Source organism: Halomonas litopenaei, from assembly GCF_003045775.1.
Taxonomy (GTDB): Bacteria; Pseudomonadota; Gammaproteobacteria; order Pseudomonadales; family Halomonadaceae; genus Halomonas; species Halomonas litopenaei.
In genome coordinates, this window is record NZ_PXNS01000001.1 from 96,621 (window position 1) to 120,543 (window position 23,923).

General features: G+C 66.4%; 26 protein-coding genes. 19 read left to right on the plus strand and 7 right to left on the minus strand.

All coding sequences use genetic code 11. The annotated features are described in order from the left end of the window. The first annotated feature begins 5 nt into the window (after window positions 1-5). Together C6W88_RS00450 and rmuC are read left to right on the plus strand one after the other, a co-directional pair. Window positions 6-1,472: an aminoacyl-histidine dipeptidase gene (locus tag C6W88_RS00450; protein ID WP_108131142.1), complete on the plus strand. Its 1,467-nt coding sequence runs from the start codon at window positions 6-8 to the stop codon at window positions 1,470-1,472. A gap of 12 nt (window positions 1,473-1,484) precedes the next feature. Then, complete coding sequence (gene rmuC / locus C6W88_RS00455) at window positions 1,485-2,927, plus strand: DNA recombination protein RmuC (RefSeq protein WP_108131143.1); 1,443 nt, start codon at window positions 1,485-1,487, stop codon at window positions 2,925-2,927. A 78-nt stretch (window positions 2,928-3,005) separates the two neighbouring features. Here the strand turns inward: rmuC and C6W88_RS00460 are convergent, their stop codons facing one another. After that, window positions 3,006-3,479, minus strand: a complete 474-nt coding sequence (locus C6W88_RS00460; protein WP_108131144.1) for a Dps family protein — start codon at window positions 3,477-3,479, stop codon at window positions 3,006-3,008. Window positions 3,480-3,661: 182 nt separating this feature from the next. Beyond that, complete coding sequence (locus C6W88_RS00465; RefSeq protein ID WP_108131145.1) at window positions 3,662-4,798, minus strand: glycerate kinase; 1,137 nt, start codon at window positions 4,796-4,798, stop codon at window positions 3,662-3,664. 212 nt (window positions 4,799-5,010) lie between these two features. Here C6W88_RS00465 and C6W88_RS00470 point away from each other — a divergent pair, with 212 nt between their 5' ends. Genes C6W88_RS00470 through C6W88_RS00485 form a run of 4 tightly spaced genes read left to right on the plus strand, consistent with a single transcriptional unit; the run spans window position 5,011 to window position 7,698 of the window. After that, window positions 5,011-5,544, plus strand: coding sequence for a hypothetical protein (locus C6W88_RS00470; protein ID WP_108195008.1), 534 nt, complete (start codon window positions 5,011-5,013; stop codon window positions 5,542-5,544). Window positions 5,545-5,561: 17 nt separating this feature from the next. Then, on the plus strand, window positions 5,562-5,945 hold the full coding sequence (locus tag C6W88_RS00475) for a hypothetical protein (protein WP_231498419.1): 384 nt from the start codon (window positions 5,562-5,564) through the stop codon (window positions 5,943-5,945). 59 nt (window positions 5,946-6,004) lie between these two features. Then, window positions 6,005-6,649, plus strand: coding sequence for a DUF1007 family protein (locus tag C6W88_RS00480; RefSeq protein WP_231498421.1), 645 nt, complete (start codon window positions 6,005-6,007; stop codon window positions 6,647-6,649). Continuing rightward, entirely contained in the window at window positions 6,643-7,698 is a 1,056-nt protein-coding gene (locus tag C6W88_RS00485; protein WP_108131147.1) for a nickel/cobalt transporter, read from the plus strand. Before C6W88_RS00480 ends, C6W88_RS00485 begins: the two co-directional genes overlap by 7 nt. A 108-nt stretch (window positions 7,699-7,806) precedes the next feature. Here C6W88_RS00485 and C6W88_RS00490 read toward each other — a convergent pair whose 3' ends face one another. Next, window positions 7,807-8,232, minus strand: coding sequence for an HIT domain-containing protein (locus C6W88_RS00490; protein ID WP_108131148.1), 426 nt, complete (start codon window positions 8,230-8,232; stop codon window positions 7,807-7,809). A gap of 91 nt (window positions 8,233-8,323) precedes the next feature. Between C6W88_RS00490 and C6W88_RS00495 the strand changes: the two genes are divergently transcribed. The 3 genes from C6W88_RS00495 to C6W88_RS00505 all read left to right on the plus strand — a co-directional run bounded on the left by C6W88_RS00495 (window position 8,324) and on the right by C6W88_RS00505 (window position 10,032). Next, window positions 8,324-9,070: a sulfite exporter TauE/SafE family protein gene (locus tag C6W88_RS00495; RefSeq protein ID WP_045991398.1), complete on the plus strand. Its 747-nt coding sequence runs from the start codon at window positions 8,324-8,326 to the stop codon at window positions 9,068-9,070. 159 nt (window positions 9,071-9,229) lie between these two features. Next, the gene (locus C6W88_RS00500) at window positions 9,230-9,361 is read left to right on the plus strand and encodes an entericidin A/B family lipoprotein (protein WP_045991399.1); all 132 of its coding nucleotides are present in this window, start codon (window positions 9,230-9,232) and stop codon (window positions 9,359-9,361) included. 356 nt (window positions 9,362-9,717) lie between these two features. Then, window positions 9,718-10,032: an I78 family peptidase inhibitor gene (locus C6W88_RS00505; RefSeq protein WP_045991400.1), complete on the plus strand. Its 315-nt coding sequence runs from the start codon at window positions 9,718-9,720 to the stop codon at window positions 10,030-10,032. A gap of 119 nt (window positions 10,033-10,151) precedes the next feature. Here C6W88_RS00505 and C6W88_RS00510 read toward each other — a convergent pair whose 3' ends face one another. From C6W88_RS00510 to C6W88_RS00520, 3 genes are all read right to left on the minus strand, one after another. Then, entirely contained in the window at window positions 10,152-10,655 is a 504-nt protein-coding gene (locus tag C6W88_RS00510; protein WP_045991401.1) for an acyl-CoA thioesterase, read from the minus strand. A gap of 170 nt (window positions 10,656-10,825) precedes the next feature. Further along, window positions 10,826-12,133: a short-chain fatty acid transporter gene (locus C6W88_RS00515; RefSeq protein WP_045991402.1), complete on the minus strand. Its 1,308-nt coding sequence runs from the start codon at window positions 12,131-12,133 to the stop codon at window positions 10,826-10,828. Window positions 12,134-12,284: 151 nt separating this feature from the next. Next, complete coding sequence (locus C6W88_RS00520) at window positions 12,285-13,628, minus strand: MATE family efflux transporter (RefSeq protein ID WP_231498423.1); 1,344 nt, start codon at window positions 13,626-13,628, stop codon at window positions 12,285-12,287. 439 nt (window positions 13,629-14,067) lie between these two features. Between C6W88_RS00520 and C6W88_RS00525 the strand changes: the two genes are divergently transcribed. The 10 genes from C6W88_RS00525 to C6W88_RS00570 all read left to right on the plus strand — a co-directional run bounded on the left by C6W88_RS00525 (window position 14,068) and on the right by C6W88_RS00570 (window position 23,417). Next, window positions 14,068-14,310: a Flp family type IVb pilin gene (locus C6W88_RS00525; protein ID WP_108131149.1), complete on the plus strand. Its 243-nt coding sequence runs from the start codon at window positions 14,068-14,070 to the stop codon at window positions 14,308-14,310. A 58-nt stretch (window positions 14,311-14,368) separates the two neighbouring features. Further along, window positions 14,369-15,286 (plus strand): Flp pilus assembly protein CpaB, encoded by a 918-nt coding sequence (cpaB, locus tag C6W88_RS00530; RefSeq protein ID WP_108131150.1) that lies wholly within the window; start codon window positions 14,369-14,371, stop codon window positions 15,284-15,286. A 205-nt stretch (window positions 15,287-15,491) separates the two neighbouring features. Then, complete coding sequence (locus tag C6W88_RS00535) at window positions 15,492-16,811, plus strand: type II and III secretion system protein family protein (protein ID WP_181248582.1); 1,320 nt, start codon at window positions 15,492-15,494, stop codon at window positions 16,809-16,811. A gap of 43 nt (window positions 16,812-16,854) precedes the next feature. Further along, on the plus strand, window positions 16,855-18,135 hold the full coding sequence (locus tag C6W88_RS00540) for a TadA family conjugal transfer-associated ATPase (protein WP_052704231.1): 1,281 nt from the start codon (window positions 16,855-16,857) through the stop codon (window positions 18,133-18,135). Continuing rightward, complete coding sequence (locus C6W88_RS00545) at window positions 18,132-19,010, plus strand: type II secretion system F family protein (RefSeq protein ID WP_108131152.1); 879 nt, start codon at window positions 18,132-18,134, stop codon at window positions 19,008-19,010. The genes C6W88_RS00540 and C6W88_RS00545 overlap by 4 nt, the downstream gene beginning before the upstream one ends. Window positions 19,011-19,054: 44 nt before the next feature. After that, entirely contained in the window at window positions 19,055-19,933 is an 879-nt protein-coding gene (locus C6W88_RS00550) for a type II secretion system F family protein (protein ID WP_045991405.1), read from the plus strand. 22 nt (window positions 19,934-19,955) lie between these two features. Next, window positions 19,956-20,765, plus strand: a complete 810-nt coding sequence (locus tag C6W88_RS00555; protein WP_108131153.1) for a tetratricopeptide repeat protein — start codon at window positions 19,956-19,958, stop codon at window positions 20,763-20,765. Then, on the plus strand, window positions 20,762-21,196 hold the full coding sequence (locus C6W88_RS00560; protein ID WP_108131154.1) for a DUF3613 domain-containing protein: 435 nt from the start codon (window positions 20,762-20,764) through the stop codon (window positions 21,194-21,196). Before C6W88_RS00555 ends, C6W88_RS00560 begins: the two co-directional genes overlap by 4 nt. A gap of 154 nt (window positions 21,197-21,350) precedes the next feature. Further along, window positions 21,351-22,976, plus strand: a complete 1,626-nt coding sequence (locus C6W88_RS00565; RefSeq protein ID WP_181248581.1) for a pilus assembly protein TadG-related protein — start codon at window positions 21,351-21,353, stop codon at window positions 22,974-22,976. Window positions 22,977-22,979: 3 nt separating this feature from the next. After that, window positions 22,980-23,417 (plus strand): TadE/TadG family type IV pilus assembly protein, encoded by a 438-nt coding sequence (locus tag C6W88_RS00570; RefSeq protein ID WP_108131156.1) that lies wholly within the window; start codon window positions 22,980-22,982, stop codon window positions 23,415-23,417. Window positions 23,418-23,526: 109 nt separating this feature from the next. On the opposite strand, the gene C6W88_RS00575 is transcribed toward C6W88_RS00570, so the two are convergent. Continuing rightward, on the minus strand, window positions 23,527-23,775 hold the full coding sequence (locus C6W88_RS00575) for a YfhL family 4Fe-4S dicluster ferredoxin (protein ID WP_045991409.1): 249 nt from the start codon (window positions 23,773-23,775) through the stop codon (window positions 23,527-23,529). Window positions 23,776-23,923: the final 148 nt, after the last annotated feature.

Below are 23,923 nucleotides of genomic sequence, written 5' to 3' on the forward strand. Positions count from 1 at the left end.
ACATCATGAACGAACATCTCGATAGCCTCGCTCCGACCGCCGTATGGCGTCACTTCCGTACCCTGTGCAACACGCCGCGCCCCTCGGGCCACGAGGCGGCTCTGGTCGAGATCCTTGAAGCCTGGGCAGACGAGCGCGGCATCGCCCACGACCGTGACGCCTACGGCAACCTGCGTCTGTCCAAGCCGGCGAGCCCCGGGCGCGAAGGGGCACCGGGGGTGATCCTCCAGGGCCATCTGGACATGGTGGCCCAGGCCAACGCCGACAAGCCCCACGACTTCACCCGGGATCCCATCGTCACGCGGGTCGAGGACGGCTGGCTCAAGGCCGACCAGACCACCCTGGGCGCCGACAATGGCCTGGGGGTGGCGGCGGCGCTGGCGATCCTCGGCGATGATGAACTCGTCCATGGTCCGCTGGAGGCGATCTTCACCCTGGAGGAAGAGACCTCCATGGGCGGTGCGCTGAATCTGGCCGAAGGCTGGCTGGAGGGCAGTCTGTTGCTCAACCTGGACTCCGAGGACCGTGGCCAGGTCTACATCGGTTGTGCCGGTGGCGCCGACGTGGTGGTCGAGGCCCAGTTGCCGGTGGAGTCGGTGGGCGAGGACGAAGAAGCCCTGACGCTGAGCCTCAAGGGACTGCGTGGTGGCCACTCCGGGATCGATATCGACAAGGGGCTGGGCAACGCCAATCGCCTGCTGGTGCGGGTGCTGCGCGCCCTCGACAGCTGTGAGGTGCGCCTGGTCGACTACCGTGGCGGCACCCTGAGAAACGCCATCCCCCGCGAGGCCGAGGCGGTGGTGATGGTGCCTCGGGACGAGATCGACGCGCTGCGCTCGCGCATCGAGCGCCTCGAGGCCGATATGCGCCGTGAGCTGTCCGGCGTCGACGAGGGCCTGCGGCTGACCCTGGAGCCCTGCGCCACGCCGCGCGAGGAAGCGCTGACCCGCCACGCCAGCCGCCTGCTGGTGGCGGCGCTGCATGCCGCGCCCTGCGGTGTCGAGCGCATGAGCGTCGAGGTGCCAGGCGTAGTCGAGACCTCCAACAACCTGGGCGTGGTCAGCCTCGAGAACGGCCGCTTTCACCTGTGCGCCCTGGTGCGTTCACTGCGCGACAGCGCCACCATGGATCTGGCCGAGCGCTTCACCGCGCTGTTCGAGCTGATCGGTGCCCGTACCCGGGTCGAGAACGGCTACCCCGGCTGGACGCCTCAGCCCGACAGCGACCTGCTCAAGCGCTTCTGCGAGCTGCATCGTCAGCGCCTGGCGGTGGACCCGGAGATCAAGGTCATCCACGCCGGGCTCGAGTGCGGGATTCTCGGCGGCAAGTACCCCGAGCTTCAGATGATTTCCTTCGGCCCCCTGATTCGCGGCGCCCACTCGCCGGACGAGCGCGTCGAGATCGCCTCGGTGGAGGAATTCTACGGCCTGCTCAAGGCGCTGATCGGCGACCTGGCCGAGGGCACCCGCTGATATGAGGCTGAGATGAGTCCGGCCCTCGAGTCACTGTTCGCCCAGCCCCTGGCGCCGGCTCTTGCCGGCGTCTCGCTGCTGGCGATTGCGTTGCTGGCGCTGGCCTGGCGAGGGCATCGACAGGGGCAGCGGCGTGAACAGGCCCTGGCAGCAGAGCTCGAGACGACCAAGGCTCAGCTCGAGCAGCGGCGCGAGGCCGCACGCCAGCTCGAGCAGGAGCTGGCCATCAGCGATGCCCAGCTCGACGCCAGCCGAGAGCAGCTCGAGACCCAGCGGGGCGAGCTCGGGGCCGCCCGTCAGCAGCTCGCCGATGTGCGTGAGCACAACGCCCGCCTGGAGACCGAGCGCGAGCAGATGGCGGCGCGTCATCGCGAGCAGATGGCGCTGGTGGAATCCTCCCGGGAGCAGCTCAAGCAGGAATTTCATCGGCTCGCGGGCCAGGTCTTCGACGAGCGCCAGCAGGCCTACCAGACCCAGAGCCGCGAGGGACTCGAGTCGCTGCTCAAGCCGTTTCGCGAGCAGGTGGACCAGTTCCGCCAGCGGGTCGAGGACCTGACCGGACAGCACAGCCGCGAGGCGGTATCGCTCAAGGCCCAGATCGAGCAGCTGGCGGGTCTCAACGCCCGCCTCGGCGAGGAGGCGGCGGGGCTTGCCCGGGCGCTCAAGGGCGACCAGAAGGCCCAGGGCGGCTGGGGCGAGTTGATGCTTGAGACCGTGCTGGAACGCAGCGGCCTGCGGCGCGACATCGAGTACCGCCGCGAGGTGTCGATGAACGGCGAGCAGGGACGCCAGCGTCCCGACGCCATCATCTACCTGCCCGAGGATCGCCACCTGATCGTCGACGCCAAGGTCTCCCTGACCGCCTGGACCCGGGTGGTCAACGCCGACGACGAAACCGAGCGCGAAAGCGCCATGAGCGCCCACCTGACCTCGCTGCGCAGCCATATCCGCGAACTCGCCGCCAAGGACTACCCGGCCCTGCCGGGGCTGCATTCGCCGGACTTCGTGTTCCTGTTCGTACCGGTGGAACCGGCCTTCGCCGCGGCCTTCGAGCGTGATCCTTCGCTGTTCCAGGAAGCCTTCGACCGCCAGGTGGTGGTGGTCACCCCGACCACCCTGCTGGCCAGTCTGCGTACCGTGGCGGGGCTCTGGAGCATGGAGCGCCAGAACGAGAACGCCCGGGTCATCGTGTCACGGGCAGAGCGCCTGCTGGCCAAGTTCTCGGGGTTCGTCGACAGCCTCGACGACGTCGGCAAGCACCTGGAGCGCGCCAGCGCCAGTCATCACCAGGCGATGAACCGGTTGTCCCAGGGCCAGGGCAGCCTGGTCGCTCAGGCGCTCGAGCTCGAACGCCTCGGCGCGCGGATGAAAAAGCCGCTGCCGGAGGGGCTCAAAAGGGCGGCTCAGTCGCCGGCGACGCTGGGCAACGATGGTCAGGCCGTCGACGACGACTGAAGTGACCGCCGTAAACGACGACGCCCCGCTCAAGCCGAGCGGGGCGTCTTCCTTTGCACTGCGTGGGTCGCCAGGGGGTCAGCCCAGGTAGGCGCCCAGCATCCACACGGTCTTTTCCTGCTCGCGGATGTAGTCTCCGACCTGGGAGGCAGTGCCTTCGTCGTCGGCGTCGGAGGCAACGGACAGGATCTCGCGCTGCAGTTCGATCAGCCGCTGGTAGCCTTCCAGCACGCCGCGTACGCAGGCTTCGCCGTCATGTACGTCCTTGGCCTCGGTGATGCGCGACAGCGAGATATAGTCGCTGTAGGCGTGAACCGGCTTGTGTCCGAGGGTCAGGATGCGCTCGGCGACCTCGTCCACCTTGGCCAGCAGGTCGGTGTAGAACTCCTCGAATTTTTCGTGGAGTTCGAAGAAGTTCGAGCCCTTCACATTCCAGTGATAGCCACGAACGTTCATGTAGAAGATCTGGTAGTTGGCCAGGAGCTCGTTGAGCTTTTCGGCCAGATCGCTGGCGCTGCCTGAATGCAGGCCGATGGCGTTAGTGTCGCTCATGCAATACCTCCTTGATCGCTGTGTTCCAGTCTATCCCTAAGGGAGGGCGTTGGAGAGTGAATCTCTTCCATCGCCACGATAGCGTCCATTGATGACGCCTGCCTATGACGTAGGGATGACATAGGGACGACGAAGGCCGCTTTCAAGGGCAGCCCTGTCACCTTGGTAGGCCGAGCCTCCCTTCAACGGCCGATGGCCTGGAGCGTGCGAATCAGGTTCTCGCTGCGATCGGCGAGCAGCTCGGCGCAGCGTTCCAGCGCCTCGTCCAGTGCCATCGGGCCGTCGGCCAGGGCGAAGGCGGCGCTGACGCCCTCGTCCAGCGCCGCCTGCCAGCCTGGCGCCATACGACCGGCCAGCACGATCACTGGCACCCCCTTGGCGCGGGCCGCCCGCGAAATGCCGATCGGGGTCTTGCCCGACAGGCTCTGGCCATCGAGCTGACCCTCGCCGGTGATCACCAGATCCGCTCGTGCCAGGCGTTCGTCCATGCCGGCCTGTTCCATGATCATCTCGATACCTGGGCGAAGCTCGCCGCCAAGGAAGGCAGCGACGGCAAAGCCCATGCCCCCGGCCGCGCCAGTGCCGGGGGCGTCGCGCAGGTCCTCGCCGAGGCACTCGGCAGCCTTGTCGGCCCAGTGCGCCAGGGCGGCGTCCAGGCGCGCTACATCGGCTTCGCTGGCACCCTTCTGGGGACCGAAGACCGCGCTGGCGCCGCGCTCGCCCAGCAGCGGATTGTCCACGTCCACCGCCGCCTCCACCCTGACATCGGCCAGGCGCGAATCGAGCCCCGACAGATCCACCCGTGCCAGTCCCTCGAGTCCCGCCCCGGTGGGGGGAATCGGCTGGTCGTCGGCGTCGAGCAGGCGTGCACCCAGGGCCACCAGCATGCCGGCGCCCCCGTCGTTGGTGGCGCTGCCGCCCAGGGTAATCAACAGGCGTTCGGCGCCAGCGTCCAGGGCGGCCAGGATCAGCTCGCCGACACCGTGGGTGGTGCTGTCCAGCGCGGTGCGCTCTGACGGGCCCAGCGCCTGCAGGCCGCTGGCCTCGGCCAGCTCGATATAGCCGGTGCGGGACGCTGGGTGCCAACCCCAGGCGGCCTCGGCGGGGCGCCCCAGGGCGTCCTGTACCCTGGCGCTGCGTTTTTCGGCCCCGGTGGCGCCGAGCAGGGCGTCGAGGCTGCCCTCGCCACCATCGGCCATGGGGCACTCGTCGATGGTGATGTCCGGGTCGGCGCGGCGGGCCCCCTCGGCAATGGCGCGGGCGGCGTCGCTGGCGGCCAGGGCATCCTTGTAGCTGTCGGGGCAGATCAACAGGTTCATGGTCGGTCCTCTGGTGAAAAGGTGGGCGCACGCCTGAGGGGCGACAGGCGGATCGCCGCTGGGCCCGAGGTTCGGCTGGGCGAGCGTTTGCCCGTGGCTCGGGACAGCGTAGACTCTTGACAGTATTTCACGCCCCTGGCTGGGAGGTCCTGATGCAAATGTACAAAAATTTGCCCGATAGAGGCCGCAACATTTGGGCGAAATGCTCATCAGTGGCGGTGCTGGGCCTGTTGCCCTGGCTAAGCGCCTGTCAGAGCACGCCTCAGCAGATGCCGGTGGCGGAACCCGCTCCCTCGTCCGGGTGTCAATGGCCGGTGGTAGCCGGCTCGGTATCCCTGGCCGATGTGGTCACGGTGCTGGAAGGCCGCGACTTCCTGGTGCGTGATACCGATACCGCACTCGGGGTGGTCAGCGCCGAGAAGACCGAGCGCACCACCTACCATAACGCCGACGCCGTGCGCCCACGCCTGGGCGGCTTCGTGCTGGGTGGCAGCGGTGGCCACGTCGGCGCCGGCGTAGGGGTCGGCTTTGGCTCCTGGGGCTGGGGTACCAACGACGATGCGACCCGGGTCGAGCGGGTCTCGGTGGCGCTGGATGGCCAGGACGTCCGTCTGACGCGGGATATTCGCCTGTTTGACTGGACCGGCCAGCTACGTGAGTCCCGCACCGCCAGTGACGCCGACTTCTGCGCATCAGTGCGTCAGCAACTGGCGTCGGTGGCATCCAGCAGCGGGGGTGTGCAATGACGCGAAGGTGGACATCAGTGGAGGGAAAGGCCCCCGGAAAGAGACTGCTGGCGCTGGCGGTGGTACTGATGGCCGTCTGGCTGTCGGGGTGCGCCGGCTCATCATCGATGGCCGAGCCGCCGCGCCAGATGCTGGTCGCGGTAGCGCCCGGGCCGGCCCTGAACGAAACCCTGGCGATGCTGATGGAGCAGGGCTATGTCATCACCCAGGCCGACGGCGAACTGGGGCGTATCGACGCCTCCCTGGCACGTCCGCCGGGCTATCGCATCGAGGCGAGGGGCGAGCCTGCCGGCGCCTCCGGTGCCAGCGTCTCGCTGCAAGGCTACCGTGGCGGGCGGCGTCTGCCGCCTGCGGTGGTGGAACCCCTGTTTGTCGAACTACAAGGAAGACTCGCTCGTTGATCTATCTCTCGCGTGCTGTGGCCGGATTTCAGGCCGCTTTGGACTTGCATCGCCGCGCCGTGGCGGCATTTCTTCTGTCTCTCGCGCTGGGCGCCGGCCTGTGGCTGGCGCCCGCCACACTGGCGATGGCGCATCCCCATAGCTGGGTGGATCTGTCGGTGACGCTCGAGACCGACGACCAGGGCAGGGTCACCGCCCTGCGCCAGGTGTGGCGCCTGGATCCCTTCTACAGCCTAGTGCTGCTCGAGGAGGCTCGCGCCGCCGAGGATGGCCAGGACGCCGCGCTGGATCGCCTGGGGGGCGACATGCTGGTCAATCTTGCGCCTCGGGACTTCTTTACCGAGGCCGAGGTCGACGGCAAGGCGCTGGCCTTCGCAGCGGTCAGCGAAGCCACGGTGATGGCCCGTGACGAGCGCGTGGTGCTGCACTTTCGGCTGCCGCTGGCCGAGCCTCAGGACCTTGCCGGCAGTACCCTGGAATATCGCGTCTTCGATCCCTCCTACTACGTCGAGGTGGTGCACGAAGCCGACGACGAGGGGCCTCTGGCCCAGGCGTTGAGCGTGCCGGATGCCTGTCAGGCGTCGATCATCGTCGCCGACCCCGATCCCGAGAAGGTCATGGCGGCGGCCCAGCTCGATGTCGACGATAGCGCCCCCCAGGGGCTCGGTCGCTTCTTTGCCGAGACGGGGCGGGTGTCATGCTGAGCAGGCAACGACCCTGGCTGCAGTTGGTTCTGGCGCTGGGCGTGGTGGCGGTGCTCATCCTGGCGCTCGAGGCCAGCGGAGCGCTGGACGCCCTCGGACACTGGGTCATCGCCATGCAGGCCGACCTGCACCGCCGCTTGACCCAGGCGGTAACGCTGCTCGACCGGACGCCTTCCTCCGACGCCTGGCTGACCTTGATCGGCCTGAGCCTGTTCTACGGTGTCTTCCATGCCGCCGGGCCAGGCCACGGCAAGGCCGTGATCAGTGCCTACCTGGTCTCCCAGGGCGGAGCCTGGCGGCGGGCCCTGGCGCTGTCGGTGGCGGCCGCCCTGCTGCAGGGTGCGGTGGCCATCGTGCTGATCCTGGCGCTGGTGCAGGGGCTTGGCTGGCTGACCCGGGAGGCCCTGGGCAGCGTGGTCTGGGTTGAGCGACTGAGCTTTGCGCTGGTCGCGCTGCTGGGCCTGTGGCTGAGTGCACGGGCGCTTGGACGACTGCTCAAGATCGCGCGATCCTCCTCGGCGGACCCGGCGCCTTCTCATGATGGCCACCATGGCCCTCATGAAGCGCACCGCCACGACCAACACCACGGTCACCACGAACACCACCACGGTCACCACGAACACCACGATTGCTGCTCCGGCCATCATCATGTCTCGCCCCACGGGCCGCGTCGGGAGGCCTGGCTTGCGGTGCTGGCGATCGGCGCAAGACCCTGCTCAGGGGCGGTGCTGCTGATGGGGGTGACCAGCCTGCTCGGCCAGCCCTGGATGGGGGTGGCCGCTGTACTGGCGATGTCGCTGGGTACCGCCTTGACGGTATCGACGCTGGGGCTTGCCAGCGTGTTGGCGCGGGACTGGGTCGCCGCCCGTGCCGCACGGACCTCCGCCGCTCGTGGTCGAGTGATGGCGCGGCTGGGTGCGCTGGTAGCGCTGACCGGGGGGCTGTTGATCGCCGGGCTCGGGATCCTGCTGATGTCTCAGGTCGGCGCCAGCGACCCCAGCCTGCCACTGATGTCCCCCGGAGGGCGACCAGGGGGACTGGGAGCCTGAGCCAGGCCGCTTCGACCTGGCTTTCGCGATGGGACCAGGGCTGTAGTCCGCTATCTGGCGGCCCGGGGCCATGCCCGGGGCACTGCCCCGAGCATGACACCGTCTCGTTCAACCCTTGAAGGAAAGCCCGCCTGCCAGCGCCAGGATACGGTCCTTGGTGGCGGCAAGGCTGTCCTTGTCGTAGGGCGTCGCCTGGCCCTGACCCCACACCGGGCCAGGCCAGGCGGGGTCTCCCTGGTGGCGAACGATGACGTGGATGTGCAGTTGCGCGACCATATTGCCGAGGCTGGCGATATTGAGCTTGTCGCCGCTGGCATAGGCCTTCAACGCCTTGCCGATGCGGGTGGCCTCTCGCCATAGCTGCTGCTGGTCCTGTTCGGACAGATCGTACACCTCGCTCACCTCGGCGCGGCGCGGGATCAGCATCAGCCAGGGATAGCGGGCGTCGTCCATCAGCCGCAGCTGACACAGTGGCAGTTCGGTGATGGGGTAGCTGTCCGCGACGAGGCGCGGATCGACGACGAAGTCGCTCATGCAAGGCCTCCAGGATGGTGTCCAGCGCCTAGGGTACATCAGAGCGGGTGGGCAGGGTGACAACGCAGATGATTCGAACAGAGGACGACAGATGACGCCAGTCGAGGGAGTGGCCCTGCTGCTTGCGGGTATCGTGGCAGGTTTTATCAATGTGCTGGCGGCCGGGGGCTCGATGCTGACCCTGCCGCTGTTGATGTTTCTGGGCCTGCCGCCGCAGGTGGCCAACGGTACCAACCGGGTGTCGATCACCCTGCAAAGCGTGTCGGCGGTGGCCAACTTTTTCCGCGCCGGCGCCCGTCATATCCGTCTCAGCCTGCGCCTGTCGGTGCCCGCGGTACTGGGCTCGATGCTGGGGGTGTGGCTGGCGCTCAGGGTCAGCGACGCCCTGTTCGAAACCATTTTGATGGTGGTGATGGTGGCTGCGGCGATCATCATGCTGTTGCCCCAGCCGAAGCTCGACACCCGCCCGCTGACCGTCGAGCGACTGACCCCTGGGGTCTATCTGGCGATGTTTGTCATCGGGCTCTATGGCGGCTTTCTGCAGGTGGGTGTCGGCATCCTGTTCATGATCGTGCTCTATCGCATGCTCAAGATCGATCTTGGCCAGGTCAACGCCTTCAAGGTACTGATCATCCTGGTCTACACCCTGCCGGCGCTGGCCATCTTCCTGTGGCACGACCAGGTGCGCTGGAGCTACGGCCTGGTGCTGGCTGCCGGCAGCATGACCGGGGCCTGGCTGGCGGTGAAGGTCAACATGAGCTCCCGTGGCGCCATGGTGGTCAAGTGGCTGACGGTGGCGGTGATTGGCGTGATCATTCTCAAGCTGGCGCTGTCGTGAGGGGCTTCGCAGTAGCCGGACGGCGTCTGGCGTTGTGCCGTGTGGCGGATTACCTCGTCCGAGCGTTGGCTGGGAGGCTAGCGATGGGCGGTGATCGTGCTAGATTGTCAGAGGATGATGTATTTCGCTTACCTGCCTGGCTGCAAGGAGATAGGAACCATGAAAAGGATGCTGTCGTTGATTCTGGTATCAGTATTCACCCTGGCGCTGTTGAACGGCTGCAACACCGTTCGTGGGGTGGGCGAGGATATCGAGAAGGGTGGAGAGGCGATCCAGAAAAGCTCCAGCTAGCCAGAAAAGCTCGGTCTAGCCGGAAACATTCCGGCTAGACCAAGCCAGGAAACGCAGGGGCAGCGAGAAGAACCACGGCGGTGAGTTGCCTCGTCGTCGCTGTTCCCTCCATGGGTGCTCTTTATCGCCGTGCCTCTGCTGACTCGCGCTATCCGTTTCTCCGCCGGAACTTTCCCGCCATTGCTGTCTCCAACAGGTTCCGTGTTCGTCGTCCCGACCGCCAGGTCTGTCAGTTGGCAACGAGTTGACCACGGCCTGTCCGTCAGGCGCAGCGCCGTGATAGGTTTTGAGGCGCGCTGCAGCGATACGAGGCTGGCGGGCGCTTGCACAAGGATTTCTGGCACTGGAGGCCATCGATGAAACCACTTCTTCCCCTGCTGCTGGTCGCCGCTCTGGCCGGCTGCTCGTCGTCGTCCGGTGGATCCGGCGAACCGGCACCGCTGCCGCCGGAGCGCGCTCCCATGGCCGAGGCCTGCGACGCCGAGGCGGTGCAGGGCCTGGTCGGCCAGAGCTACGACGCCAGCTTCGATGAACGGCTCAAGGCCGAGAGCGGGGCCAAGACGGTGCGGGTGCTGCGTCCCGGCGGGGTTGCCACCATGGACCTGCGGCTGGATCGCCTCAACGTGCGCCTGGATGATGCCGATGTCATCCGTGAGCTGGCCTGCGGCTGAGCGTCATGCTGCCTGCTCGGCAATCGACAAGGCCGCCCTTCGGGGCGGCCTTGTTGTGTGGACAGCAATGTGGACTTGCTGTGTGAAGACCTATCGAGCTGTTGGGGGATGGCTCGCGTTCAGCGCTCGCCCAGTTCCTGATTCGTTCGCATCTCTTCCTCTTCGGCCTGCTTGCGCAACTTCTTGCGCAACGCGGCTTTTTCGTAGCGCAGCTTGCGGATCGGCGTGTCCAGGGTCAGCGGAGGCACCGAGGCCGGGCGGCCGTCGGGGTCCACCGCCACCATGGTCAGGTAGCAGCTGTTGGTGTGGCGAATGACCTTCTGGCGGATGTCCTCCGCCACCACCTTGATGCCGATCTCCATGGAAGAGCGGCCCACATGGTTGACGCTGGCCAGAAAGGTCACCAGCTCGCCCACGTGGATCGGTTGCTTGAAGCGCACCTGGTCCACCGACAGGGTCACCACATAATGGCCTGAGTAGCGACTGGCGCAGGCGTAGGCGACCTCGTCGAGTTTCTTGAGGATGGCGCCACCGTGTACCTTGCCACTGAAATTGGCCATGTCGGGGGTCATCAGTACGGTCATGCTCAATTCGTGCTGACCCGGTAGGCTCTGCTCTGCCATCGAAGTTTCCTCGGAATACGGTGCGCGGAGGGGGCTGTTGGCGTCTGTCTGGCGCTCCACCACAGCATAACGCCTTGCCCCCCGGCAAGGGGACAAGGCGCTCGTTGAAAGTCAGTTGTCGCCTCGGCTGTACAGGCCGCCAGGCGCCCGGCTGACGCTCCGGGAGGCCTCTACAGCCAGGTCAGGCAGACCGAGATGATGATGCCGGTGACGAACAGCTGGATCAGGCAGAAGCCCATGATGTCCTTGGCCTTTAGCCCGGCGATGCCGAGTACCGGCAGCGCCCAGAAGGGCTGCAGCAGGTTGGTCCAGGCGTCACCCCAGGCCACGGCCATGGCCGCGCGGGGAATATCCACGCCAAGCGCCTGGGCGGCAGGAATGACCACCGGGGCCTGAACCGCCCACTGGCCGCCGCCGGAGGGCACAAACATGTTGACGATGCCTGCGCTGAGGAAGGTCCAGAACGGCAGGCTGGTCTCGGTGGCAAAGGAGATCATCGCCTCGGACATGGTCTCGGCCAGTCCCGACTGGATCATGATGGCCATGATGCCGGCGTAGAAGGGGAACTGGATGACGATGCCGGCGCCACCCTTGATGCCCTCGTGCAGGCTGTTGAGCAGGCTCTGGGGGGTGCGGTGGAGGATGATGGCCAGGAACAGGAACATGAAGTTGACCACGTTCAGGTTCAGACCGCCGCCGCCGACGAAGTAGCTGATTAGATAGATCAGACCCGGTACGCCTACCAGCAGCGCCAGAGTCATGCTGTTCTCGAGGCGCTCGGCCGGGCGGGTGATGCGTACCCGACGGTCCTCGTCATCTCCCAGCAGCGCCGGATCGACGTAGACGCTTTCCTTTTCGCCGGGCAGCATCAGCCGGTTGACCAGCGGCACCGCGATGAAAAGAGCTAGCACGATCAACAGGTTGAAGTAGGAGAAGATCGTCTCGCTGGTGCCGATCACGCCGATCTGCTCCACCGAGAAGTGGCCATCGGTGGCGATGGTCAGCGGCACCGAGCCGGCAAGACCACCGTGCCAGACCACGAAGCCGGAGTAGGCGCTGGCCACCAGCAGGCGATAGTCCACCCGAATGACCCGGGCCAGCTCCTTGGCGAACAGGGCGCCGACCACCAGACCGAAGCCCCAGTTGATCCAGCTGGCCGCCAGCGACACCAGGGTCACCAGCAGGATGGCAGCGCCGGCATTGTTGGCAAGGCCTGCCAGGCTCTGCAGCAGTCGCTTGACCGGCGGTGAGCTTGCCAGCATGAAGCCGGTGACCAGCACCAGCAGCATCTGCATGGAGAAGCTCAGCAGGTTCCAGAAGCCGTCACCCCAATAGGTGAGCACGGCCATGGGCGACTGGCGTTCGATGGCGATGGCTGCTGCGGCGGCGATGATCGTCAGCAACAGGACGAAGATGTAGGGATCTGGCAGATAGCGTTCCACCAGTTTCACGGCGGGTCGTGACAATGCTCTCAGCATGGCGTGTATCGCTTCTTCTGGTTGTGAAAGAGGGCCTTCCCGGGCCACTGGGAGTCAACGGTGCCGCAGCAGGCGCCCGTGAGTCAAAACCACCTGTAAGGCAGATAACGTCTCGGCACATTCACCATCGGTGATCTTCGGCCGTCGCTCCTCAGGCAGTGTCACGCCAGCGCGTGCTGCGATAGCGAAGATAGTAGGTCACAAGTACCGCCGAGCGCACTGCGGTAAAGGTCGTAAAGGCCAGCCACAGGCCGTGGTTGCCGAGCCCCTGGGTCAGCCACCACAGCGGCAGATAGACCGCCAGACCGATGAAGATGGAGTTGCGCATTTCGGCAATCGCGGTGGCGCCGATGAAGACCCCATCGAGCAGGTAGCTCCACACCGCGATCAGCGGCATGGCGACCATCCAGGGCAGAAACTGGGCCGCCGTGGCGCGCACCTCCGGCAGGCCGGTAAGCAGCGCGATCAGGGCGTTGCCACCCAGCGCGAAGGCGAGGCTTGCCAGGGCCGCGGTGGCCAGCGAGCACAACGCCGCCGCGCGCACCGACAGCGCGAAGTCATCGAAACGACGGCGACCGATGGCGTGACCGGTGAGGGCCTCGGCGGCGTTGGCGAAGCCGTCCAGGCCGTAGGAGGTCAGCATGATGAACTGCAGCAGCACCGCGTTGGCGGCCAGCACGGTGTCCCCCTGGGACGCCCCCTGGGCGGTAAAGAAGGCCTGGGCGAACAGCAGGCCAAGGGTGCGCACGAACAGGTTGGCGTTGACCGAGAACAGCTCCCGGTAGGCGCCAATGGTCAACAGTCGCGCCCGCTCGAAATGTCCACCCAGTCGGCCCAGGCGTCGACGGCACAGCCACAGCCCCAGGGCGGCGGTGGTGTAGTCGGCGATTACCGTGGCCCAGGCCACGCCGTCGCTGGTCATGTCGAGCCCCACTACGAACAGCACATCGAGCACGATATTGACGCCGTTGTTGGTCAGCAGCAGCAACAGCGTCACCCGACTGTTCTGCTGGCCGAGGAACCAGCCGAGGATGGCGTAGTTGGCCAGCACCGCTGGCGCCGACAGCAGACGAATGGCGGCGTAGCTCTCGGCGAGCCCGGTAGCCTCGGGGCTTCCGTCCAGTAGCCATAGCCCCAGCGCGATCAGCGGGTCACCCAGCAGGATCAGCGCAAGTCCGATCCCTCCTGCCAACAGCAGCGACTGCCCCAGCAGATGGCGCACCTGATCGTCGCGCTCGCGTCCCAGCGCCTGGGAGGTCAGGCCGGTGGTCCCCATGCGCAGAAAGCCAAACCCCCAGTAGAGGAAGCCGAACAGGGTCGCGCCCAGCGTCACTCCGGCCAGGTAGCGTGAATCGGGCAGGTGGCCGACCACGGCGGTGTCGACGAGGCCCAGCAGCGGCACCGTGATATTGGACAGGATGATCGGCCAGGCCAGGCCGGCGATGCGCGGCAGGCGTTCGAGGGTGGACGAGAAGGTGCTGGTGGAGGTCGACACGATGAAAGGCCTGTTCGGCTGAAGGCAAGGGCGCTACGGGACGGCGGCGAGGTGGGCAAGTGTCCGGTGATGGGGGAAGGGGGTCAAGGCCATGACCCCAAGGCGACGGCCTCAAGGTAATGCCGTCGCCAGGCATGGCGGTCGCGTCGCGGGAAGTGGTTGCTCAGGGCAGGGCCATGCCTGGAGTTGAAATGTCCGATATATCATTCAAGTGTCATCTCGTGTGATGAAACAATCTGTATCTCCTGTTAATCAATAGATACGTTTGGTTTCATTCTAGAGGATGACAAAAATAGTCAGGATGACTACTAATAAAGAGAGGTCGATATTAATAAAAAAGGATTAATAAGAGGCAGGAGGTATAAGAAGAAAACAGGAATCACTCGCGAAAAGCTGACGATATACAAAGAAAAAAACGATTTTACGCAGGAGTGTCAAAATGAAAGTATTCCAGCGCTTTTCCCGGGGCGAGGCGGCCCCTGTGCGCAAGATTTCCTCCCTGAATCACCCCCGCTACCGTGGGCAGCGCGGAGCCAGTGCGATCGAGTATGCGGTCATTATTGCGCTTATAGCCGTAGCCTTGGTGGCCGCATTTAGTAGTGGGGGAATACCGGAAGCGCTAAACACTTTTGTCGAAAATATCAGCAATACGATTAACCCGCCGACAACCGAAGATCCCTAATATGCGCTCCGTCTTATTTGCGATTGATTTATATTAGAATGCTAAGGGAGTTGCTTGAATGTCGCCAATGGTGTTGCGCTGGGCAGCCGTCGGGTTGGTAGTACTTGCCTGTGTCATGGCCTTTATCGGCTGGTCGCTAAGTCGCACCGCGATGACGACGAGCGTCGATTCGGTGTCAGGCCCCGAGCCCACCCCCGAACCTCTGGGCCATCCGGTTCTGGTGGCGGCCAGAGACCTGGCAGCGGGGGAGCGTCCTGCCGATCTCGAAGACGCGTTGCGCCTGGCCTACTTCCCCGAGCCGCCTGCAAGCACCTTCTCTGCTCTCGATCAGTTGCCCGACACGCGCCTGGCACGTCCTCTGGCGGAAGGCGACGTGCTGCGTGAAAGCGGCTTTGTCGGTGGCAGCGCTCTGGCCGAGGTGGTGCCTCCGGGCTTTCGCGCGGTGGGGGTCGGCATCGATGCGGTGATCGGTGGCGGTGGTTTCGTCGCCCCGGGGGATCGCGTCGACGTGCTCTATTTTGCCGAGGCTCAGGGGGAAGGTGGCGAGCGACACCGCCTGGCGCGACGACTGTTTGCCGACGTGTCGGTGCTGGGGGTCGGCGAGCGACTGGTGGGCGTGGACGGTGACGACGAAAAGGGTGGAGAGCGCACCGCGGTGCTGGCGATGCCCGAGACCGAGACCGCCCGGCTGCTGCTGGCCGAGACCACCGGGCGGCTGCGCCTGGCGGTGGTGGGCAGCGAGGAGGCCGCCGGCTTTGGCGAGGGGATCGATGATCTGCGCATGATGGCAGGCGGCGCCAGCTTCCTGCCGGTATCCCTGGGCCAGAGCCTCAGTGAGCCGGGCCAGACCGTCAGCTTCGAGGAGTTGACCGGTGTCGAGCGACCGGCAGCGAAAAGGGCTCCCGCGCCGCCACAGACCGGCTATCGGGTGGTGCAGCACGTCGGCGCCAGTCGTAGCGTGGTCACCCTGCCGTGACGGCGTTGGAAGAAGCAGGCAGACAACCATAACGAGAGGCCGGTAGTCGCCGAGGGAAAGGCGAGATACCGCGCCCGCGCAGGGAACAGGAAGGACCATGACGCGAGACAATGAGATCGTCCCACGCAGATCGGGGCGCGGGGGTACGTGCGCCGGAACGCCGGTTAGCCGTCTGGCGAACGCGGCCCCTTCGGCACCGAGCCTGATGTTCGGCCTTGGGCGCAGCCTGGTGCTTGGCCTTGTATTCGGTCTGGCACTTATGCTGGCCGGTGTCACGGCAAGCAACGGCCAGGCGCTGGCGCAACAGCCGCCGCTGACCCTGGCGGTCGGCGATCAGGAGTGGCTGGGCCAGCCCGGCCGTATCACCCGCACGGCGGTGGGGCGGGGCGACGTGGTCGAGGCCCAGGTTCTGGACCCGCGTTCGCTGCTGGTCACCGCGGTGGGGCCGGGCAGCACCACCCTCAGGGTGTGGACGGCGGGGGCGAGCCAGCCCCGCGAGACGCTCATTCAGGTACGTCCCGCCGGCGGCGAGGGGCTCGAAGGCGAGTATTCGCTGGCCCCCCATTCTTCCAGCGCCGAGATCCGTGGCGTTACGAGGTCGCTGGAACGCCACGATCAGGCGGTGTCACGCTTCGCTACCCCTCCCATCGATGCCAGCCAGCAGCTAGGCCCTGTTCAGGTTCAGACAGATATCCGCGTCGTCGAGGTCAACCGCAGTCGCATGGCTTCGGCCGGCTTCTTCATCGGTCGCAATCAGGCCGGCTCCACCCGCTTCGCGCTGGGGCGCAGCGACGAGACCCTCGACTTCCTTTCTGGCGGTGCGGTGGCACCCAACGCCGGAGACGGTGGCTTCTCGATCATCCAGGTCAACACCAGCGGGGTGCTGTCGGCGATCAGTGCGCTGAGCGCCAACGGCTTCGCCTACACCCTGGCCGAACCCAGCCTGGTCAGCCTGTCGGGCCAGACCGCCAGCTTCCTGGCCGGTGGTGAGTTTCCCTTCCCGGTGCAAAGCGGCGATGACGAGATCAGCGTCGACTTCAAGGAGTTCGGTATCCGCCTGCAGCTGACGCCGACGGTGCTCGATGAGCGTCGGATCATGCTCAAGGTGGCGCCCGAGGTGTCCGAGCTCGACTTCTCCCGGGGCGTGCAGACCGCAGGAGTGGCGGTGCCGGCACTCAACGTGCGCAGGACCGACACCACCGTGCAGCTCGGCAACGGCGAGAGCTTCATCATCAGTGGCCTGGTCAGTCGCAACATCATCCAGAGCGTGGACAAGATTCCGGGGCTTGGCGATATCCCGGTGATCGGCAGCTTCTTTCGCTCCACCCGACTGGATCGCGACGAGAAGGAGCTGGTGATGATCGTGACCCCCCATCTGGTGCGGCCACTGGCTGCCGGCGTCGATCTGGGGCCGATGCCTGGGGAGGCTTTCGAGGACTATGACCCCAATTTTCTCGAGCTGATGTTCGATCCCCGTGATGCCCAGGAGATCCAGCGTGTCTCCGAGGTCGGCTTCAGTCCCTGAAGGTTGGCGTTCGACGGCTGGTGTTCGGCGATCAGGAGGATGCATGCACTTTCGTCAAAAGCGAGTCCAGGAAACTGAGCCCCAGTCCGCCCCGGTGGTGGGGCCTGGGCTGGTCAGCGAGTTGCACCAGCTGGTCATCGAGCGCCTCGAGGATGATTCGCGGGGACTGCTGGATGATCCGCTGCAGCTACGCCAGCGGGTGCGGGAGCTGATCGAGGAGACCCTCAGACTCAGGGGCTACGCGCGTTCCGACGAGTGTCTCGAGCGGCTGGTCGAAGGTGTCTGCCGCGAGCTCAACGGCTTTGGGCCGCTGGAGCCGCTGCTCGCCGATGACGGTATCTCGGACATCCTGATCAACGGCCATTCCCAGGTGTTTATCGAGCGCGGTGGTCGGCTCGAACCCTGCGCGGTCAACTTCCTCGACGACGACCATGTGCTGAGGGTGGTGCGACGCATGCTGGCCCCCCTGGGTAAACGGCTGGACGAGTCGAGCCCCATGGTCGACGCGCGACTGGCCGACGGCTCCCGGGTCAACGCCATCATCGCGCCGCTGTCGCTCAATGGCCCCAGCGTGTCGATTCGCAAGTTTCGCCGCGAGGCGCTGGGTGCCGATGACCTGGTGGCCATGGGCAGTGTGCCGCCCAACCTCATGACCTTTCTGCGCCGGGCGGTGGAAGAGCGCTGCAATGTGCTGATCAGCGGCGGCACCGGTGCCGGCAAGACCACCCTGCTCAACGTCTTGAGTGGGGCGATACCGGCCAGCCAGCGGGTGGTGACCATCGAGGACAGCGCCGAGCTGCAGCTCGCCAGCCATCACGTGGTACGCCTCGAGACCCGGGCGCCAAACATCGAAGGCGAAGGCGAAGTCGGCGCCAGCGCCTTGGTCAAGAACGCCCTGCGCATGCGTCCTGACCGGGTGCTGCTGGGGGAGAGCCGGGGCGACGAGGTGCTCGACATGCTGCAGGCCATGAATACCGGCCACCAGGGGTCCATGAGCACGGTGCACGCCAACTCCGCCGGCGACGCCGTGGTGCGCCTGGAAATGATGGTACGGATGTCACGCTTTCAGGGCACCGACGCCCTGGTACGCCAGATCATCACCACCGCCCTCGATCTGATCGTCCATGTGGAGCGGGGCAGCGACGGCAAGCGTCGGGTGGCCGAGGTACTGCGAGTCGGTGGTCTCCAGCGCGGCGAAGTCCAGCTGGAGCCCTTGTACCGAGCCGGCGGTGGCGCGGTGCCCTCGCTGCAGCCACCGGGCGACGATGACTCACCGATCGGCTGGCGCCGGCTGCTGAGCTCCCTGCAGGAGCCTTCGCCATGACGGTCTGGGGGATGTTTTCGCTGGTAGCCCTATGCCTGGGGGGCGCCGCCTGGCTGCTGCTGAAGAGCGCCAGTGCGCTTACAGAACGCGCCGCAGGTGGCACACGTACCGCCCGGCGGCGGCTGATGTCCCAGGATTCGTTGATGGAGTGGCTGGTGGAGCGACTCACCGCGGCGGGGCTGCCGGCCTCGCCGGCCGTCGTGGCGCTGTCGGGAGGCAGCCTGCTGGTGCTGGCGATGCTGCTGCTGTCGCGGCTGGGGGCGGTGTGGGGCCCCGCCATGGTGCTGGTCATGGTGCTGGCAGCCAACGCCCTGATTCGCTTCAGGGCGGCGAGGCTGCGACGCCGGGCGAGGCGCCAGCTTGGGCCCTTTCTTGGGCAGATCACGCGAGGGCTCAGCGCCGGTCAGGGCCTGGAAACCGCCTTCGAACAGGCCATCAAGCGCTCTCGACCGCCGTTGTCGGATGCCCTTTCCCGAGTAAAGCTGCGTCGCCAGCTGGGCCAGGAGCTGGACGAGGGCCTGGCTCGGGAGGGCGAGATACTCAGGCTCGACGAACTGCGGCTGCTGGCCACCGCGATACGCATCAATCAGCGTCACGGCGGCAGCCTTTCCGAGATGCTCGACGCCTTCGCCTCGGCCCTGCATCAACGCGAGCAAAGCAGCCGAGAACTCGCCGCCATGACCGGCGAGACCCGCGTCAGCGCCTGGGTGCTGGGACTGTCGCCGCTGGCGTTGACGCTGTTTATCCACTTCACCCAGCCGGAATTTCTGGCACCGATGCTCGAAAGCGCCGGCGGACGCCAGGCGTTGATGCTGGCGGTGGCGCTGCAGCTCGGCGGCGGCTGGCTGCTGTGGCGAATGCTCAAGTCGGTGTAAACCCGGGCGCGTCGCGACATGACGATAACGAACAGGAGGCGCGGATGTGGAACCTATGGTGGAGCGGGGCGGTGATGGCGTTGGCGCTGGCGGCGTCACTGCTGTTGATCAGCGCCCGCCGGCCGCTGGGCGCCGAGGGCGAGCGACGCCACGACGAATCCCGGCTGCTGCGCGAGGGGCGCGGGCTGTGGCGTAGTCGGTCCCGTCAGCAGGGCATGGCGGCGCGACTGTCGCTGCGCCTGCGCCAGTGTGGGCATGTCGGTGCCAAGGCGCAGCTTGCGGTGTTGCTGGCCTGGGGCGTGCTCGCTGTCGGTGCGGTGATGCTGGGGGGGCTTCTGGCGCTGGCCGGTGGCAGGCCACCGTTGGCGGTGGTCGCCATGGGAGCCGCCTGGGGAGGCTTCGCGCTCGGGCTCGGCTGGCTCGCCATGGAGCGCAAGCGGCGGCGACGTATTCGGCGACTCGATGAGGATATCGAGCTGGTGCTGCAGGTGACGCGGATGCTGTGGGACACCGGCATGACCCTGGAGAGTCTGCTCAACCGGCTGATCCAGCAGCTTGGTGCGACCACCCCGGACATGGTGCTGGAGCTTCGTGTCGTGGCCAATCGTATCGACAGCGGCCAGGACCGGGAACGGGTGCTGGAAGAGGCGGCCGCGGTGCAGGCCAGCGAAGGGGTCGAGCAGTTCTTTCTGCTGTTCGCCCAGATCGCCCGTACCGGCGGGCGAGCCAGGGACAGTCTGGCGACCCTGGTCGATCGCCTCGGGGCGCAGCGACGTACCCGGCTGCAACAGAAGGTCAGCCAGCTCTCCGGCACCATGTCGCTGGTCATGATGCTGTGCCTGTTTCCCGCCCTGCTGATCGTCATGGCAGGGCCTGCGCTGGTCAACCTGGGCGGCCTGATGGGGTCGCTCGGTGGACCATGACAACGGATCGCTGGAGGCGCCCATGCGCATGACAACAACGCTGAACAAGCGCTCGCCATCACCGAAGATGCGTCGCCTGTGGCTGGCCACCGGTGTGGTGCTGATGACCGGATGCTCGAGTACACCGGATGGCCCGACGTCGATGGCGGCGCTGGGCGCGCTGTCGCCGGACATCTCGCGGGCCGCCCCGGAGCAGAGCGTCGGCCCCTGCGGCCGACGCTACGACGCCGAGATCGGCGTCGAGCTGTCGCTGATCCAGCGCATGCTGGACGACGACAAGCCGCGCTCGGCCGCGGCCCATCTAGAGGCCGGCGACTATGGTCTACCGCTGGCCTGGCGGCTTGAGGGCGAGGCGCTACGCGCCGTCGGCGACACTGTCGCCAGCGACCGGGCCTACGAGGCCCTGCTGGGCACCTGCCTGGCTGCTGACGGCTATCGCGGGTTGGCCCGCAATGCCTTCAGCGAGGGACGGCGTGAGCAGGCGCTGGCGCTGATGCGCGAAGCCCGCCAGACACGGCCGATCGATCCACGCATTCGCAACGACCTGGGCTACCTGCTGATGCTGGCGGGGGACAATCGGGCCGCCGCCGAGGAGTTCCGCACCGCGCTCGAGCTGGACCCGGGGCACGAGCAGGCCGCCGCCAATCTGGTGCTGGCGCTGAGCCGCAGCGGACAGCGGCAGCGTGCCGCCGACGCCGCCCGGCACTTCGGTGTGGATTCAAGGCTGGTGGGCGTGCGCGATAGCGCTGCAGCCACGGTGCTCTCTGCATCGGGCTCGGCATCGCGGTCGGTATCACGTCCGGGGGCGCAGGCCGAGAGTGAAGAGTCATGAAGCCTCGTCGATCCATCCATCCGTGCAAGGAGCGCCTGTCCATGCTGTCGAACCTGTTGTCGAAAAAGACCTTGCTCGAGCCGCGAACGCTGGTCACCGTCGCCCTTATCTGCCTGCTGGTCAGCCTGGCGCTGGTGTTCTGGCCCGACAGCGCCAGCGCGCAGCAGACAGGAACCGCGCAGACAGGAACCGCGCAGACCAGCTCCCAGGCCGTTGCCTCGTCGCAGGTCGTGCGCCTGCCGGCCACCCGGGATCCCTTCGGCGAGCGTACCCGCACGCTGCTGGCCGTCCAGCGTGACGGGCGCCTGGCGTCACCCTCGCCCCAGGCGCTTTCGGGCAAGGTGCAAGGTCAGATCTACCAGCGCTATGTGGACAGCTTCGGCCACCCGATTCCTGAGCGCTATATCGAGACGGGCTTTGGCGAGGACTAGACGTGCCATGGCGCCATCGCCGCGGGTTGAGCCCTGGCCGAATCACGTAACCAGAAAGGCCAGAACCGGCTGGCCGGTGGGCGATAGTGCTCAGGCGATTGGGCGAGCGAAGGAGCGCAGGTGTGGCCCAGCCTCCCAGCGTGGCGCCATCGGCGTGATGACCGCCTTCTTGCTGGTGGGGTTGGTGGTGGTGGTGACGCTGGCACTGGACGCCGGTCGCCTGTATCTCGAGCAGCGCCGACTTCAGCAGGCTGCCGACCTGGCGGCGGTCTCGACGGCGGCAAGCTGCGACGCGCTGTTTCAGGGCGAGGCGTGCCGCTCGGGAGAGCTGCGCCAGGCCGCCATCGCCGCCGCCGCGGCCAACGGAGTCGTCGTGGGCGCCGATGTCGAACAGGGCGAGGCCACTCTGGCGGTGACCCAGGGGGCGCTGGACGATGAAGGTGCTTTTGATGACGAGGCGGGACTGGCCAACGCCGTCAGCGTGGTCCTGAACCGCCAGGTGCCCAGCAGCCTGCTGGCCAACCTGGGAGAGCTGCTCGGGAACGAGGTGGAAGATCTGGTCATGCTCCAGGCCAGCGGTGTGGCGCGGCGAACCGCGGTGGTGACCCTGAGCGCCGGCACCCGCCTGCTTGCGCTCGATACCAGCGAGTCGACGCTGCTCGATGCGCTGCTCGGAAAGCTGATCGGGGGGAGTCTCGATCTCACCGTGCTGGGTGCAGATGACGGCGTGGGCCTGGACGTCAGCCTGGGCGAGGTGCTGGACGTGGAAGCGCTGGACGTCGACCTCGATGAGGGCCTGGCTCAGAACTTGGCCCAGACCTTGAACGAACCTCTGGATCTGCACACGCTGGGCAGTCGACTGGCATCGGTGTTGGATCTGGCGGGTGGCAACCCGGTGCTTGGCGACGCGCCAGGAGAGAGCTTCACCCTGGGCGAGTTGCTGGCGATCGATACCAGTGGCGAAGTGTCGATGACATCCTTGCTCGAGGCACGCGTTCCGGTACGGGATCTGCTCGAGGGGGCGCTGCTGCTGACGACCAGCAAGCAGCAGGATGGCGTCAGCCTCGGCTTGGACGATCTCTCCCCGCTTGTTGTCGGCCTGGGGCTAGGCCTTGCCGATATCTCGCTTGAACTCGACGTCATCTCGCCGCCGAGCATCGCCGTGGGCCCTCCGGGGCCCGCAGTGGCAAGCCTCGCGAGCGATTGTGCACCTTCCAGTTGCTATCGCAGCGTGGCACGCAATGCCCAGCTCGGGGTGGCGCTGGATGTCGAGCTGAATGTTCTTGGGCTGATCGGTGTGAAGGCGAGCACGCGAGTGACCGGGGCCAGTGGCAAGGCGGCGATCGGTTCACTGGCCCCAGCGGACGATAACCTCGCGCTGACGCTCGCCGCCAGGCGCGAATTGCTCGAGGTCACCCAGTCGGTGGAGGGTACTGGATTGCTCGGCATCGGCTCGGTTTCGCAGACCGTGCGCTCCGGCGGGACTGGTGATGCCACGCAGCTCATCCGCTGGCCAGCGCAGAAGGGGGCGGAGTTCGATGACCAGGGGGGGGCTCAACTGACCGGCGTGCTCAGCGGCCTGCTATCAGACCTGGGGCTCTCGGCGCTGTTGTCCGGGACCCTCACGGACGTCAATACGATACTGCTCGAGCCGCTGCTCGAGGGGTTGGGCATCGGTATCAACACCCTGGAGGTGCGGGTGCTGGCGGTGGACGCCGGAGGCGTCGAGTCGTTGACTGCCTGCGAGGCAACCCAGGCCGGCTGTCGAGGAGGAACCTAGACCATGCATAGAGGCAAGGGCACGCGAGCGTGCCGCCAGGGCGGAGCAGTGGCCATCGAGTTTGCCATCGTGCTGCCGATCTTCCTGCTGTTGCTGTACGCCCTGGTCAGCTATTCGGTGGCCATGGTGCAGCAGCACCAGTTGACCCAGGTGACCAGCGAGGCGGCCAGGTCTGCCGCGGTGGTGGCGAGCGCCCCCTGGCTCGCCGACGAGGATATGCTGGCCGAGGCCTCCCAGCGAGTGCTGGACAGCATCGAGGCCATGGGCTGGCTTGCCGACGATACCCCTGGCTGCATCGAAGGTGCCAGGGTGGCGATCGAGGACGACACCCTCACGGTGTGTCTTGAGCGCTCGCTTTCGATAAAGACCTTGAGCGTGGCGGGCATCAGCGTCCCCGATCTGCCCGACGCCTTGAGTGGGCGGGCGGTGATCAAGCTCTAGCCGGCGTGCCGCCCCTGGCCTTGAAACGACACGAGCCGCCCTTGGGCGGCTCGTTGAGATTTTCGGGTCGTGGCTTGCGTCGTCCTGCAGGCTTGGCCCGTTGCCGGACTCAGGCAGCGGTGATGATGTGGTACTTCTCCATCAGCTGATCGTGGCTCTCGACCCGCTCCGGGTCCAGCGGAATGCAGTCCACCGGACACACCTGCTGGCACTGGGGCTCGTCATAGTGGCCCACGCATTCGGTGCACAGGTTGGGGTCGATGACGTAGATCTCCTCGCCGGGAGAAATGGCGCCATTGGGGCATTCCGGTTCGCAGACGTCGCAGTTGATGCACTCGTCGGTGATCATCAGTGACATTGGGGGTCCTCGCGCAGAGTCGTGGCCACAGGGCCAAGGCAGCGTGCCGCCGGAATCTCGCCGTCGCGAGGGGGCCGGGCAGGCTGCACGGGGGCTCGGCATGGCCGATAGCCACCCTGGAGTTCGGGATCAACGGGAAGACCACGGC

What these genes read in the sequence shown, in the direction of transcription:
- C6W88_RS00450 (WP_108131142.1), top strand. Translation starts at nt 6, where the DNA reads ATGAACGAACATCTCGATAGCCTCGCTCCGACCGCCGTATGGCGTCAC.
- rmuC (WP_108131143.1), top strand. Translation starts at nt 1,485, where the DNA reads ATGAGTCCGGCCCTCGAGTCACTGTTCGCCCAGCCCCTGGCGCCGGCT.
- C6W88_RS00460 (WP_108131144.1), bottom strand. Translation starts at nt 3,479, where the DNA reads ATGAGCGACACTAACGCCATCGGCCTGCATTCAGGCAGCGCCAGCGAT.
- C6W88_RS00465 (WP_108131145.1), bottom strand. Translation starts at nt 4,798, where the DNA reads ATGAACCTGTTGATCTGCCCCGACAGCTACAAGGATGCCCTGGCCGCC.
- C6W88_RS00485 (WP_108131147.1), top strand. Translation starts at nt 6,643, where the DNA reads ATGCTGAGCAGGCAACGACCCTGGCTGCAGTTGGTTCTGGCGCTGGGC.
- C6W88_RS00490 (WP_108131148.1), bottom strand. Translation starts at nt 8,232, where the DNA reads ATGAGCGACTTCGTCGTCGATCCGCGCCTCGTCGCGGACAGCTACCCC.
- C6W88_RS00495 (WP_045991398.1), top strand. Translation starts at nt 8,324, where the DNA reads ATGACGCCAGTCGAGGGAGTGGCCCTGCTGCTTGCGGGTATCGTGGCA.
- C6W88_RS00500 (WP_045991399.1), top strand. Translation starts at nt 9,230, where the DNA reads ATGAAAAGGATGCTGTCGTTGATTCTGGTATCAGTATTCACCCTGGCG.
- C6W88_RS00505 (WP_045991400.1), top strand. Translation starts at nt 9,718, where the DNA reads ATGAAACCACTTCTTCCCCTGCTGCTGGTCGCCGCTCTGGCCGGCTGC.
- C6W88_RS00510 (WP_045991401.1), bottom strand. Translation starts at nt 10,655, where the DNA reads ATGGCAGAGCAGAGCCTACCGGGTCAGCACGAATTGAGCATGACCGTA.
- C6W88_RS00515 (WP_045991402.1), bottom strand. Translation starts at nt 12,133, where the DNA reads ATGCTGAGAGCATTGTCACGACCCGCCGTGAAACTGGTGGAACGCTAT.
- C6W88_RS00525 (WP_108131149.1), top strand. Translation starts at nt 14,068, where the DNA reads ATGAAAGTATTCCAGCGCTTTTCCCGGGGCGAGGCGGCCCCTGTGCGC.
- cpaB (WP_108131150.1), top strand. Translation starts at nt 14,369, where the DNA reads ATGTCGCCAATGGTGTTGCGCTGGGCAGCCGTCGGGTTGGTAGTACTT.
- C6W88_RS00535 (WP_181248582.1), top strand. Translation starts at nt 15,492, where the DNA reads ATGTTCGGCCTTGGGCGCAGCCTGGTGCTTGGCCTTGTATTCGGTCTG.
- C6W88_RS00540 (WP_052704231.1), top strand. Translation starts at nt 16,855, where the DNA reads ATGCACTTTCGTCAAAAGCGAGTCCAGGAAACTGAGCCCCAGTCCGCC.
- C6W88_RS00545 (WP_108131152.1), top strand. Translation starts at nt 18,132, where the DNA reads ATGACGGTCTGGGGGATGTTTTCGCTGGTAGCCCTATGCCTGGGGGGC.
- C6W88_RS00550 (WP_045991405.1), top strand. Translation starts at nt 19,055, where the DNA reads ATGTGGAACCTATGGTGGAGCGGGGCGGTGATGGCGTTGGCGCTGGCG.
- C6W88_RS00555 (WP_108131153.1), top strand. Translation starts at nt 19,956, where the DNA reads ATGCGCATGACAACAACGCTGAACAAGCGCTCGCCATCACCGAAGATG.
- C6W88_RS00560 (WP_108131154.1), top strand. Translation starts at nt 20,762, where the DNA reads ATGAAGCCTCGTCGATCCATCCATCCGTGCAAGGAGCGCCTGTCCATG.
- C6W88_RS00570 (WP_108131156.1), top strand. Translation starts at nt 22,980, where the DNA reads ATGCATAGAGGCAAGGGCACGCGAGCGTGCCGCCAGGGCGGAGCAGTG.
- C6W88_RS00575 (WP_045991409.1), bottom strand. Translation starts at nt 23,775, where the DNA reads ATGTCACTGATGATCACCGACGAGTGCATCAACTGCGACGTCTGCGAA.